At 60.7% G+C, this 11803-nt stretch carries 14 protein-coding genes; 3 read left to right on the top strand and 11 right to left on the bottom strand.

Going from position 1 to position 11803, the window contains the following annotated elements:
* Window positions 1–303 precede the first annotated feature (303 nt).
* The 4 genes from IVA82_RS10340 to IVA82_RS10325 form a co-directional block, all read right to left on the bottom strand.
* A complete protein-coding gene (locus IVA82_RS10340) occupies window positions 304–516 on the bottom strand; it encodes a hypothetical protein (protein ID WP_247389091.1) in 213 nt (70 codons plus the stop codon).
* A gap of 7 nt (window positions 517–523) precedes the next feature.
* A complete protein-coding gene (locus tag IVA82_RS10335; RefSeq protein WP_247389090.1) occupies window positions 524–1825 on the bottom strand; it encodes a hypothetical protein in 1302 nt (433 codons plus the stop codon).
* Complete coding sequence (locus IVA82_RS10330) at window positions 1818–2117, bottom strand: hypothetical protein (RefSeq protein ID WP_247389089.1); 300 nt, start codon at window positions 2115–2117, stop codon at window positions 1818–1820. Before IVA82_RS10330 ends, IVA82_RS10335 begins: the two co-directional genes overlap by 8 nt.
* A 174-nt stretch (window positions 2118–2291) precedes the next feature.
* On the bottom strand, window positions 2292–2957 hold the full coding sequence (locus tag IVA82_RS10325; protein ID WP_247389088.1) for a hypothetical protein: 666 nt from the start codon (window positions 2955–2957) through the stop codon (window positions 2292–2294).
* 469 nt (window positions 2958–3426) lie between these two features.
* Between IVA82_RS10325 and IVA82_RS10320 the strand changes: the two genes are divergently transcribed.
* Window positions 3427–5085 (top strand): recombinase family protein, encoded by a 1659-nt coding sequence (locus tag IVA82_RS10320; RefSeq protein WP_247389087.1) that lies wholly within the window; start codon window positions 3427–3429, stop codon window positions 5083–5085.
* 13 nt (window positions 5086–5098) lie between these two features.
* On the opposite strand, the gene IVA82_RS10315 is transcribed toward IVA82_RS10320, so the two are convergent.
* From IVA82_RS10315 to IVA82_RS10300, 4 genes are all read right to left on the bottom strand, one after another.
* A complete protein-coding gene (locus tag IVA82_RS10315; RefSeq protein WP_247389086.1) occupies window positions 5099–6175 on the bottom strand; it encodes a relaxase/mobilization nuclease domain-containing protein in 1077 nt (358 codons plus the stop codon).
* Entirely contained in the window at window positions 6172–6690 is a 519-nt protein-coding gene (locus IVA82_RS10310) for a MobC family plasmid mobilization relaxosome protein (protein ID WP_247389085.1), read from the bottom strand. Before IVA82_RS10310 ends, IVA82_RS10315 begins: the two co-directional genes overlap by 4 nt.
* Before the next feature lie 424 nt (window positions 6691–7114).
* Window positions 7115–8095, bottom strand: a complete 981-nt coding sequence (locus tag IVA82_RS10305; protein WP_247389084.1) for a ParB/RepB/Spo0J family partition protein — start codon at window positions 8093–8095, stop codon at window positions 7115–7117.
* Complete coding sequence (locus IVA82_RS10300; RefSeq protein WP_247389083.1) at window positions 8085–8846, bottom strand: ParA family protein; 762 nt, start codon at window positions 8844–8846, stop codon at window positions 8085–8087. Before IVA82_RS10300 ends, IVA82_RS10305 begins: the two co-directional genes overlap by 11 nt.
* Before the next feature lie 672 nt (window positions 8847–9518).
* Here IVA82_RS10300 and IVA82_RS10295 point away from each other — a divergent pair.
* Window positions 9519–9845 (top strand): WGR domain-containing protein, encoded by a 327-nt coding sequence (locus tag IVA82_RS10295; RefSeq protein WP_247389082.1) that lies wholly within the window; start codon window positions 9519–9521, stop codon window positions 9843–9845.
* Window positions 9846–9885: 40 nt separating this feature from the next.
* Window positions 9886–10191, top strand: a complete 306-nt coding sequence (locus IVA82_RS10290; RefSeq protein ID WP_247389081.1) for an HU family DNA-binding protein — start codon at window positions 9886–9888, stop codon at window positions 10189–10191.
* Window positions 10192–10209: 18 nt separating this feature from the next.
* Here the strand turns inward: IVA82_RS10290 and IVA82_RS10285 are convergent, their stop codons facing one another.
* The 3 genes from IVA82_RS10285 to IVA82_RS10275 all read right to left on the bottom strand — a co-directional run bounded on the left by IVA82_RS10285 (window position 10210) and on the right by IVA82_RS10275 (window position 11617).
* A complete protein-coding gene (locus IVA82_RS10285; protein WP_247389080.1) occupies window positions 10210–10353 on the bottom strand; it encodes a hypothetical protein in 144 nt (47 codons plus the stop codon).
* A 61-nt stretch (window positions 10354–10414) separates the two neighbouring features.
* A complete protein-coding gene (locus IVA82_RS10280) occupies window positions 10415–10726 on the bottom strand; it encodes a DUF736 domain-containing protein (protein WP_018273795.1) in 312 nt (103 codons plus the stop codon).
* A gap of 708 nt (window positions 10727–11434) precedes the next feature.
* Window positions 11435–11617 (bottom strand): hypothetical protein, encoded by a 183-nt coding sequence (locus IVA82_RS10275; RefSeq protein ID WP_148777359.1) that lies wholly within the window; start codon window positions 11615–11617, stop codon window positions 11435–11437.
* Between the last annotated feature and the right edge of the window lie 186 nt (window positions 11618–11803).

Genomic DNA, 11803 nt, shown 5'->3' with positions numbered 1-11803 from the left:
GACGACATGACCCCGGATCAAGCCTACTTCAACCTTCCGCCGCTCCGCGTGGCGGCCTAATCTCGGCAGAGGCTCCACTTATCGACGCGGAAAGTCTGTTCAGACAAGCGGGACCAGCTCTCGTGCTTTCGCTGCGAGAAGATGATCTGATAACTTGCAAGGGCGAAATTGCCGGAACAACAATGAGAAGCATTGAGATACGACCTGCGGTCCTGCAATAAGTTAATTGCGGTCCCAAAGGAGCCGCGGACGGATTGGTACCAGGGACGTCAATTTCCAAATGCTTCCTTTTGCGTCGAAATGTCAAAACCGTGCGGCAGTGAGCGGATGACATTCGGCCCGAAAACAAGCTGCCTCTAGCTCGCTCTTGCGCCATTCGGCCCGGCGCCGATGCTCAATAGCCAACGCCTTGTGCGCCTCCACGTCCCAGATGATCCGATCGATCTCGACGCCGTCCAGCGTCCGCCTGATCCGCAGCACGGTTGACAGCACGATCACAACATCGCCATAGGGCAACAACAAATCACGGGCAGCGACATCGCAATGCGCGATGAATGTCTCGAATCGCCACGTTCTTTTTGCCGACAAACATTTGCCACCGCGCATGGCGACAGAGCAGATCACGCAAGTAGTCCGGCACGACCGGAATGAGTTGGCAGATTTTGGTTTTCCGGCCGCGTGTTGCGTCAACCTCCTCGATCACGGGTCGAACCAACTGGCGACTGCGCTGGAAGATTTGAACGCCGGCCGCGTCCAAAATCTCCTCGCCTCGGCTGGCGAGGTTGGAAAGCTCGCCACCTCGGACATCAATGATGGGGAGCGTGTCATCCGGCTCCGGCTTGCCGAATTTCTTGCGCGCGTCGTCGATCAATTTCTGAATATCGCGATCATCGACGCCGCCATCGCTGTACGGCGCGCATGCCACTTTGATCTGGGAGTCGGACCAGCCCTTGCCGACCATGCTGCCAATCGCCGGCAACATCGGCTCGCGCCAGCCCTTGCCAGGCGTGGCACGGCTCTGCTTGAGCAGCGCGATCAATTCTTCGTCGCCTTTGCCGCGCTTCGTCCCATTGCCAGTCGCAACCTTGTCGGCGCTCGCCTTAGCGCCATCGACCTCCGCGCCTGCTGCTTCATATTGAGCAAGATCGTCGCGCAGATCGATGAAGTCGCCAAGGATCACCTCGGCGCGATGATCGAGGCCCTGCTTGTTCATCACGTAGCCGTAAAAGTAAGCCTGACTGAGCGCGAAGCTCTCGCTGGCAGCAATCTTCTTTGCGCTGAGCTTGGCCTTCAGGAAGGCGTCGAGGCGCGCCACCAGCTTGGCGCGCATCTCGGGCGGAAGCGGCTTCGAGGTCGGAGCCAAAATGCGCCAATGCGGCGCGGCGGGGCTGTGCGACGGCGAGGTGTAGGGCAGCGCGGAGATGCCCATCTCCTCGACGACTTTCACCATGTCGTCAAAGGCGATCTTCTCGTCGTCGTAGTCCAACTCGATGCCGGTAATCTGCAGCACGTTGGCATCGTGGCGCAGGCTGCCCTTGTCGGTGCGCTTGTTGCCGAACTCCGCCAGCTTCAACCACGGCAGACCGGTCTTCTTGCGTCTCGCTGCGAGTTGCACGCGCTCCTGCAACTCGACCAGAGTCAAATTGTCGGTCGTGTAGCTCTTGGCTGCGAAATCTTTGAAGAACGTGACATGAATTTTGGCGAGCCGCGGCGGAGGCTCCTCCCACGGCTCGAAAAGGGGTGCGCGGTCGATTTCCTCGGCTGCGGAGGCCGCGAAATCCTCGAAGAGTTTCGTGATTGCGTCGAAGCGTTCGGCATCAAGCATGGTTACCACCCTTGCTCTCTGCCTCGCGCTGCCGGAGCCTTGCCAACCTCTCCTGGTGCAACGCGCGGTCCTCGGTGTTGCGCAGTTCGATGGCGCGCTCCAGTTCATCGGCTCCATTGCGCATGGCGCGCACGATGTTGGTGAGCAGATACTGCGACCAGCTACCGGTCGGCGGGCACGTCAGCGCGGTGCGCGTGATATGCTCGATGTCCCGGCACGCACGGTACATGTACCGATGCAACGGGATCGGCGGCTTGGGTTTGCGCCCGCGCGGGACGATGGTGAAATTCATGGGGTGGAGACCTCCGCTCTTGCGGGATCACGCCAGCCATGGCATCATCGTCGTGCAGTTCGACAAGCCAAGACGGGGATGCGACCCCAGTTTTGAAAGAACCCCGCCGCATTACGCGAGCGGGGTTTTTTCATTCTGAGGCCGCGCCTCACTAAAGCACAGGAAAAGCGGCGGTCATTTTTTGGTCCGCCGTTTAGCGTTTGGCTTCAAGGTGCTTGCGCTGCCCCCCAGCTCTCTGGCAATCGTGTCGATATTGGCGCTGGTAGGTCGAGACTTCTTGTCAACGCCGAGCCAGTCGAACAGCGCATCAAATATCCGTTTGCGGGGCCGGTGCTTGCGGCTCGTTATGATCTCCTGCTCCGCCATCAGCCGCAGAAATGGTTCCATGACCAGTTTCCGCAGGTCTCGTTTCTTGTAGGCGTCATGGCTGGTCTTGAGCCAGTGGTCGATGTCCAAGCCGCGTCCTGTTAGAGCGGCAACTAAATCGTCCTGCTCGTGACGATGCTCTTCCATCAACTCGCGCAACCTGTCGTCGTCCAGGTCGGGGTTGAGACGGGACAAGCCGGCTTTCTCGATTTCGTTGCCAAAGAAAGCAGGGCCGATTGTTCCGGAAAGCGCGATTACATTCGTGATCGCCGCGCGATAACTGCGCACTAGCTTACGATCTGGTGCCGCAACCCAGTGCGCGTAGTCGCGTTTGATCCGCTCAAGATCCGATTTCAATGGATATAGCCGATAGGGGCCAGCCTCGCTCAACCCCATCGCCGCCAACAGCTTCTCGTACTGTTGCTCACTACTCTCTGCGTTGCTGCTGGGGGGCGACTTGCTGCGGTTGATCACGTCGGGCTGGCCGATTTGAAACGCTATTCGGCAGCACGAAAAAGCACCGCCGGTTTTCCTTCACGGGATAGCAATGCTGCGTCATTTTACGGCGCAGAACAAGCCGGCTTGCTGCAACCGTGCTCGCTCGATTTGACCGACCGTGCAACCACCAACATGGAACCGCACTATGGCGCACGTGCCGGATTGGTGGACGGCCGCGCGATTGCGCAATCCCGCGCCGCAGCCTGCTTGAGAATTTTCGGGTGGAGCACAAGCACCAACACGAGGCGACGGCTCTCGAACGCCCGTTGCGGGCGCCGGCTGCGATTGCGTCTGACGGCAGCATGACTCCTATAATACCGCTGGATCGGCCCGACGAGGCCGTCTTTCGGTATGTGCAGGAGCTTGCCAAGAGGCTCGCGCGCGAGGATCATGAGGCCGAGATCGCGGCCCGCCAAGCATCCCAACCTGCGACGAGCGAAAACCCATGATCCGCAGTGCTATATACGTCCGCTATTCAAGCGACCGTCAGAATGATCGTTCTATCGACGACCAGATCGCGCTCTGTCGCGATCTCTGCGCGCGCGACGGGATGGCCGTGATCTCGACGTTTGAGGATCGCGCAATCTCCGGCGCTGGCGCCATCAACCGCCCCGGCTTTCAGTCATTGATGCGCGCTGCCGAGGCGCGTCTGTTCGATGTCATCGTCGCGGAAGACATGGATCGGCTTTTCCGCGATCAAGCCGACTACCACACCACCCGCAAGCACCTCGATCATCTCGGCATCGCGATGCATACGGCTGGCGGCAAGGTTGGCAAGCTCGACGGCGCGTTGCGCGCGCTGATGTCAGAGATGTTCATCGAGAACCTCGTGATCCACACACGTCGCGGTCTTGAGGGAGTGATCCGCGATGGCCGTCATGCCGGTGGTCGCGCATATGGCTATCGCGCGGTGCGGGGCAAGCCGGGCGAGTTGGAGATCGTCGGAGCCGAGGCCGAGATCGTGCGCGAGATTTTCGCCGATTACATCTCGGGCAAGACGCCGCGCATGATCGCGAACGATCTCAACAAGCGCGGTGTGCGGCCGCCGCGTGGGCGCCAGTGGAACGCATCGACGATTAACGGCAACGTGTCGCGCGGCGGCGGGCTGATCCTTAACGATCTTTATGCCGGCCGGATCGTCTGGAACAAGGTCCGCATGATCAAGGACCCGGTGACGCGCAAGCGTCTCTCGCGTCCCAATCAAAAGGATCAATACAAGGTCGTCGAGGCGCCGCATCTGCGCATCGTTGATGATGCGACATTCAAGGGCGCGCAAGTCGTCAAGGCCGAGCGGCGCCGCGACGCCACACCGGCGACCGCACAAAAGGCGCGCGCGCCGAAGCGGGTCTTTTCTGGACTGATCAGGTGCGGTTCGTGCGGCGGCGGCATGGCGTCCATCGGCAGCGACGCCAAAGGTCTCCGCTTGCAATGCTCAACCCATAGGGAAAGCGGATCGTGCGGAAATGGCCGCCGCGTTTATCTCGACGACATCGAGGCGCTCGCCATCAAGGGGCTCCGCCAGCACCTCATGCATCCCGAGGTGATCACTGAATTTGTCGATGCCTATAACGCCGAGCGCAAGCGGCTCAAGAAAGAGGCGAGCACCGAACGCTCCCGGCTGGAACGGCGGCTCGGCGAGATCGAGCGCGAGATGAAGCGGATCGTTGACTCTATCGTTGTCACCGGCATGCCGCCTGAACAGTTCGTCGCCAGGATGCAGGAGCTTGAGGCTGAGAAGGCCAAGGTCATCGCCGGGCTCGATGCCGCCAAGGAAGGCGACAACGTCATCGCCCTGCACCCCAAGGCGCTCGACCGCTACAAGCGCGCAGTTGTGGAACTAGCCGACGAGTTCAAGCGCGGTATGCCGACCGAGTTTGCGACCATCCGCGAGCTGGTGACGGCGATTATCGTGCATGCCAGCCCGAGCCGGCCGGGCGGTGCTGGAACCAAAGCCAACGCCGAAGATGACCGGAGCGTTCGGATCGACATCAAGGGCCGCCTCGCCGCGTTGTGCGGCAATCCGGCCCTGTTTCCTAACATGGCTATGTCGGGGGGAACGTTGGTAGCGGGAGAGGGACTCGAACCCCCGACCCCAGGATTATGATTCCTACGCTCGCTCATCTGGACCGGTCATTGCCTCTTGTTTGGTGGCGCCCCTCTGCATCGACGCCGTGCTCCGCGCCGCGGCGGCGGGTATTGGCAAGCTCCGAAAGCTCATTCTTCAGCGCATGCCGACGGGTTTCGACAGCAGACATGTCGTTGACGAATTGGCGAACCTGGCGCGCTAGCTCGTGATCTGCTGCCACGCCAGAGCGCTGTAGCTCGGCGGCATAGTCGAGATATCTCTGCCGGATCGCATCCTGACGTGACTTAATCTTTTCGTCCCAAGGATGTTTCACAGCCTTGCCGCCCCTCACCTCCAAAAGCACATCTGTGCGGGCAAACCGATCGACATCGGGTGTGATCTTTCGCTTGCGCAAAGCGAGCACCGGCCCGCGATCAGCCTTTCGAACCCGTCCGCGTGTTCGCCGCGGCGTTGCCTCCGCCGCAATCCCGCGAAGCCGGAGTTCGCCAGCAAACCGCTCCCGCCAGGCCTGAAGATCCGCCTTGCGAGGGTTGAGGCGCTTGCCGTCATGGCCCAGCGACCGAACGGTCAAATGCACGTGAGGATGCTCGTCGTCGAGATGCTGGACGAAGACGTAGTCGTGATTGGGGCCGAACGTCTCGATGGCAAATGCCCGGGCTGAATCCTTGACTGCGGCGGCATCAGTGCCAGCCGGCATCGACAGGATGATGTTGATCGAAAGCGATGCATCACGTCGGCGCTTGTCGTCGAGACCGGCATCGTCCTCCCAGCGTTGCTGCAGATCTTTCAATCCGGAGCGACCCGCCAACGTCGCGCCCTGCTCTGTCTCCGCGTCGAGCTCGCCGTTTCGCGTGATGTAGGCCAAGTGCGACTTGAGATGCGCAACGCCCTTGGTGCGGCCGGTGATCTTGACCATCACCTCTGGCGCTCGGCGCACGATGCGTTCGAGCTTTGCACGCATCGCCCGCGTAAGGCGGCTGGGAGCGGCTGGATCGGGGATATCCCACTCGGCCCGCCGAGGGCGCCGATTGGGCGTTTCCCAGACATACGAGATCGGCGGAAGTTCGGAGGCCACGTCGGTTGGCCGTGGCGAGTAGCGCCGACTCATCGCCGCCCATCCCAATAATCCGCATTGCCATTCAACGCATTACGTAGTTGGGCGAGCTCTCGTTCGATGACCAATTTGGCCTCTTGAATTGCGGACAGATCCAGCTCAACCGCCCTGCCCTCCAGCACATTGGTGTTTGCGGCACGCGCGATCTGGTTGATGTTGCTGCCGATCCGGTTGAGCTCGCGAACGATCGCGCGAAGCGCGGCATGCTCGTTCGGCGAATGCTGTACGGGCGACCCTAATCGTGAGCGCACCAGCGCGACGATCCAGCCGGTTCGGGTCATGCCACGCTGATGAGACACTTCCGCGAGCTGCCGCATCTCGCTCTCGCGAAATCGCACCGTCACCTTCTCCGGTCGTCCGACCGGCAACGCCAAGATGCACGGCGCTGGCGCCGCTAGCGCGTCAACAATGAGACGCCGCAGCAGCGCGGACTTGCCGCCCTGGGTCGCGGCAAGAGCTGAGAACTCCGCCGCGACTTCGTCGGGGACGCGAAGCGAGATCAGAGCCATGCACTCCAATCCCAATCGCGATGTAATACATCGCTGGCGCGAAGCCTATCCTGCACTAGAAAGTGCAAATCCTTCCACCCCCTCCATGTTGGTTCAAACCAACATGCTCTGCGTTCAAAGCGCAGGAGTTGCTGCAGGTGAGATGCAGACCAGGTGATAATCGATGCGGAGAATCCCCCTGGGAATTGCGCAGCCGTCACCTCCAGCGCTCCTACTCCACGACCGCCGTGCGTGAAGATCGGCAATGCAGGCACCGAGCATGTGGACCGCGGCTTTCCAGCAGCCTCCGGCCTCTCTACGGCGCTGTGGGGGGCGCGTTCGGCCTCCGGCTGCTGCGCTAACGCGCCATCCTTCGGATGGGAAATCCGCTCCGCCGGCGCACCAACTGCAGCATTGTTTCTGGGGAGACTCTTTAAGACCGGCTTCATGCGAAAAGGACCTCTTCGATTGTGATGGTCGATACTGACACCTCTTCCGCGTCGTCTGCGCCATCCATCAGCAGCACGGCATGACGTGAGCCTTGAGAGGCTGGTCGATCGACCAGAAGACAGCCCGTGCGATCTTGGTGACGCACTCTGATCGTCGGTGATGGACTCATTCTCTCGTTTCGGTGGACCGAAGAGTTCGGGCGCCTTTCCGCGCTCGGTGTGCCAGCGTCCGTCCCTGTGGATCGCAATTCCACCCGCGGAGCAATCGGACTTCGTTCGGGTTGAGCTCCAGGGGCACCCTCGCCATCAGCAGGGGAGCCGCGGACTTCGCTGCGAACTTTGCGAGCCAGCTGACGGGCGTGTGCATCGGTGAAGCTCTCCTGTGCTGCGCATATGGTCTCGACGGCGTTGGGCTGTTCACGCCAAGCCTGGTAGAGTTCGTACACAGCACGGATTGATGAGCCAGCAAGCTTCGATCGCAGGAACTCCGGCATACTCTGGACCGACGCGTAGCGAGACACCCAGTCCTTGGGCTTGCCGAGCTTGCGCGAGATGTCGGCCTGGCTATCGCCTAGCTCCAGACGGTTCGCGATGAATGCCGCAATCTCGGGGGCATTGAGGTCGTCGCGCTGGATATTCTCGATCATCTGAGCATATCGATCCGCAGGACCAATGCGACGAATGAATGCTGGAATTTCACGGAGCCCGGCACGCTTGGCAGCGCGATACCGTCTCGCGCCCATGACGATCACATACCGTCCTTCCTCGGTCGCCTGTCGCAGCACGATCGGTTGCAGCACGCCATGCTGAAGGACCGATTCCGCAAGCTCCTCGAGCTTCTGTTCGTCGAAGCTACGGCGAGGCTGATCCGGGTCTTCGTCAATACGGTCGATGGAGATCGAAATCGGTTGCCCGGTTGGGGCAGCACCATCTTCCGCGGTATCGATGAGTTGCTTAAAGCTGAGATCAAGCGCCATGTACCGGCTCGTCCATCTGCGCAACGATCTTGGCAAGAACCTCGCGGATTTCCCGACCCGCCTCCTGCGCAGAGCGGCGCTTCAGCTTCCAGACCGGCAGGCGTTCCGCGACGGCCTCAGCGTAGCCGTCCCTTGCAACGATCTGGCCCGGGAACACATATTTGCCGGCCTCGCGCAGGAGTTGCTCAAGATGCGTCCTTTGACGGGGCGACTTTGTGTTGAAGTTCGAGGGCAGCAACCCGAGGAACTTCGTATCCTGGCGGCCATAACGCCGCTGCACGCCAATCACGGTCTGCATCAGACCTTTGACACCCTTGATCGAATAGTCCTCCAGATAGATGGGGGCCAGCACGTGCGACGCCGCAACCAAACAGCCGACACTGCGCAGTCCAAGTGATGGCGGGGTATCGATTACGCAGGCATCGAACTGATCCGACGCGATAGCGAGATTCTCTTGCAGAGTGGTGATGGCGGCCGCATTGCTGCGATCGAGATCAGTCAGCGAGCTGTCGGCCGCCGCGAGCGTTAGGGCCTCGTCTTCCCGAGGCACGATCCGTATCCCCGGCTTGAACAAATCCGCGGCCAACGTTGAACCGGCATACTGCCTCAACGTATCCGACGCATTGCTCTGAGCATCAACGTCGATCACGAGAACGCGAAGCTTCGCTTCCGCCATGAACCAAGCCAAATGCACAGCAAGAGTCGTTTTGCCAACCCCGCCCTTTTGATTGTTGATGACAATGGTCTTCATCTCAAAATCCGGAATTGGTCTAGCGACGTTGGGGACATATCTTCGTCCATCGTTTCGGGGGTGTTGGTTTGAACCAACAGACGACTGCGAATCCGATACCGGAACCATCCCGAAATTCATCCGGCGAATCCCCTGCCAGAAGAGTCAGGTCAGCCCATACCCATCGAGGGAACAAATTCCGGGAAGCGAGACTGGAAATCGTGCTCGTTGCTGGACCACTGCTGTCGGCACGGTCGCGAGAGGATCGTCACGCGAATGCGCGGAGACCGCTTGCGGGCTCCGGGAGCGTCGCCGTGGCGGCGCGAGTAGAGCCGTCCCCGGAGGGGCTCGCCCAAGCGTCCCCTGCTGCAAGAGTGGCCTGCCGGACACGAACGATTCTATGCGACGGCTATCTGCATTGATGAGAATACATTCTACCTATCGCGAGCGAGAGTCGTGCCGCCGGCTCAAGCTCGTCCACGGCCGTCTGTTGCGATAAAGACGGCCGCAATTACAAGCCAAGCATTGCGACGCGCGCGCCCCGACAGCGAAGTCACTGTTGAGGAAAGGTTTAGTCCGTAAGGTGAGCGGCAATTTCCGGCGCAATTGACCCATCGATAATATGAATCGATCTGCCCGGTCGATTCATAAAACTCATTGGACGGCGCTCGCGAGTAAAGCAAGAATCCGCCCATGCCGAAATCGCAACCAGAACCGCTTCATCTGCGCCGCATCGAAGCCGGGCGCAATATGCGGCGGTTTTATGCGTTGTCCACGCAGCCCACCTTGTTCGGAGAAATGTCGCTGATCCGCAATTGGGGCCGGATCGGCACGAGTGGCAAGATCATGGTGCAGACCTTCGGTGGTTGTGCGGAGGCGGTCGAAGCGTTCGGACGGCTGGAGCGCGCCAAGCAAAGGCGTGGTTATGCCGCAGTCGACGAAAAACTGTCGCAGTCAGACAATTTCTCGGAGATTACGGCTCCGCCTGTGATGCCGGTTCTATCTGTTCCACAGCCCTGATGTCAGACGAGCAAAATCGAAACAAGACGGAGCTCGTCCCATGACGACTGCCAATGAGATCGCCGAAGAGATTGCAGCCGCGAACGACCTGACAAAGGCTCAGGCGAAAACCATGGTTGATAGCGTGTTCAAGGCGATCGCTGATGCGGCCGTAAGCGGAGCCGAGACGAGCCTTCCTGGGTTCGGCAAGTTCAAGGTCAAGGATATCCCCGCGCGTCAGGGCCGCAATCCGTCAACCGGCGCAACGATTGCGATCGCAGCTTCCAGGAAGCTGACTTTTGCGCCTGCCAAAGCCATCAAGGATGTCCTCAACGGAGCAGCGGACCCTAGCGACGCTGGATCATAAGACGCAGGACGAGGGGGCTTATGCCCCCTCCTCGGCTGCGAGCGCTTCGTCACGTTGACGGATGTGTTCGGCCAATTCGATTTCGAGCGCCTTGCGCTCCGCCGGCGTGAATACGCATTCGCGCAGCTCGGCGCGCAATTCTTCAATGGTGTCGACGGTCATGATCGCATCTCCGGTCGAAGGAAGCAGGCCCCGCCTTGCGGCGGAGCCCACTGGCTGAGCTTCAGTCCCGGTTCGGCCGGGACCAGATCAGTTGGAGACCTTCGGCACCTTCGACCTCGGTCAGGGTGGCGTAGATCGGAGCGGGGAAGCTCGGATCGTCCAGCTTGACGGAGAGGTAGTCGCGCTCGGTGTCCTTGGCAGTCTTCTGCCAGGCCGCACCCAACTCGACGTTGCCCGAGTAGATGCGGAAGTGCGGTCCCTTGTCGGAAGGATTCTCGACGCGGATCAGCTTGGCCTTGACGTTGAGGTTGAGCGTCTTGATCGCGCCGGAGAAGCCATTGCCCGTGGAGGTGAAGGTGCCGATGGTAGCCATTGTCTCATTCCTTGTTTTCTCGGGTCGCGCCTATCGCGACCTCGATGGCGGTCGTGAGACCGGAGGCGATCGACCTGCACCCAAAGGGCCGAAATGAAATGGAGGGCGGCCGGCAGCGACTTTCTTGGACCGCGAGGAATGGCGCGCAGCGCCAGGGGAAGAAAGTCGAGGACGGACGTTGCAGGGACAAGATCGAGAGCCCGCGAAGCGGGATCGGCCTTCGGTCAGACCAGCCTCTATCGAGGACGCAGATGGGTGCGCCCGTCGCGAAAACACACGGAATGCGGACAGGCGGCCCTAGTCGGTTCGGCCATTCGCATCTCAGGGCAACCGGAGTCGCAGGAAAATTTAGTTCACCTTAAGCAGGCCACCTAAGCGCCGAGTCATCACCTGCAATGGAGCTTGTCGCTGTCAGCAACGTCGCGCACCTGTCGAAGTCGCCGTCGCAAGATCTGTAGCAAGGCTGGCGACGTACTCGCATGTGGACGCGGCCCGGCATCCGCAGCCGTGCAACCGACCGTGCGGCGAGGCGTCAAACAAATGCTGGAGACCGTGGACATGCCGGCCGCCGGTCCGAACGATTGAGCCAGCACGGGCGCTCGGACGAAGCTAGGCGTGCTGGTTGCAACGCCACAGCATTGGATAGGTTTGTGAGCACAATCGGCCTCTGCAGCAATCCGGCTGCCGGGCTCTATTTCGACTCGAACGTTATTTGGCCGGCGGCCGCAGCGGGCTTTCCGCCCACTTCCGGGCGGCGGGATCGCGCAGCGGATCGTCCTCGCAGACCAGGCAGACGTAGCGCGGCCGGCCGGGGGCGACATCGTCGGGCACGGCCGTCATCGGCTTCCCGCATTTTGGGCACAGCTTTCGGCTCAGGTAGAGCGGAGTCATGGTTTTTCCTGCCGGGACCAGCTTAGTTCCCGGTCCGCCGCGAGCACAGTAGATCGCCGAAAGTGTCCGTAGCTCGTGATCTGTCGCCTGTTTGTAGCTCGTGAAGTGTCGTGTTTTTGGTGCCCTGGAACAAAGGGGGCACGATGGGCACGGCATCCATTCACGAGGGTGTACGACGGATGCGGT

The organism is Bradyrhizobium sp. 142 (genome assembly GCF_023074015.1).
Lineage (GTDB): Bacteria > Pseudomonadota > Alphaproteobacteria > Rhizobiales > Xanthobacteraceae > Bradyrhizobium.
Note: the sequence above shows the minus strand (reverse complement) of the source record. Positions and strands in the feature narration are given on the sequence as shown.

Bases quoted from the DNA above. Each gene is read 5' to 3' on its own strand.
- IVA82_RS10335 (WP_247389090.1), bottom strand. From the start codon at position 1,825: ATGCTTGATGCCGAACGCTTCGACGCAATCACGAAACTCTTCGAGGAT.
- IVA82_RS10330 (WP_247389089.1), bottom strand. From the start codon at position 2,117: ATGAATTTCACCATCGTCCCGCGCGGGCGCAAACCCAAGCCGCCGATC.
- IVA82_RS10320 (WP_247389087.1), top strand. From the start codon at position 3,427: ATGATCCGCAGTGCTATATACGTCCGCTATTCAAGCGACCGTCAGAAT.
- IVA82_RS10315 (WP_247389086.1), bottom strand. From the start codon at position 6,175: ATGAGTCGGCGCTACTCGCCACGGCCAACCGACGTGGCCTCCGAACTT.
- IVA82_RS10310 (WP_247389085.1), bottom strand. From the start codon at position 6,690: ATGGCTCTGATCTCGCTTCGCGTCCCCGACGAAGTCGCGGCGGAGTTC.
- IVA82_RS10305 (WP_247389084.1), bottom strand. From the start codon at position 8,095: ATGGCGCTTGATCTCAGCTTTAAGCAACTCATCGATACCGCGGAAGAT.
- IVA82_RS10300 (WP_247389083.1), bottom strand. From the start codon at position 8,846: ATGAAGACCATTGTCATCAACAATCAAAAGGGCGGGGTTGGCAAAACG.
- IVA82_RS10295 (WP_247389082.1), top strand. From the start codon at position 9,519: ATGCCGAAATCGCAACCAGAACCGCTTCATCTGCGCCGCATCGAAGCC.
- IVA82_RS10290 (WP_247389081.1), top strand. From the start codon at position 9,886: ATGACGACTGCCAATGAGATCGCCGAAGAGATTGCAGCCGCGAACGAC.
- IVA82_RS10285 (WP_247389080.1), bottom strand. From the start codon at position 10,353: ATGACCGTCGACACCATTGAAGAATTGCGCGCCGAGCTGCGCGAATGC.
- IVA82_RS10280 (WP_018273795.1), bottom strand. From the start codon at position 10,726: ATGGCTACCATCGGCACCTTCACCTCCACGGGCAATGGCTTCTCCGGC.
- IVA82_RS10275 (WP_148777359.1), bottom strand. From the start codon at position 11,617: ATGACTCCGCTCTACCTGAGCCGAAAGCTGTGCCCAAAATGCGGGAAG.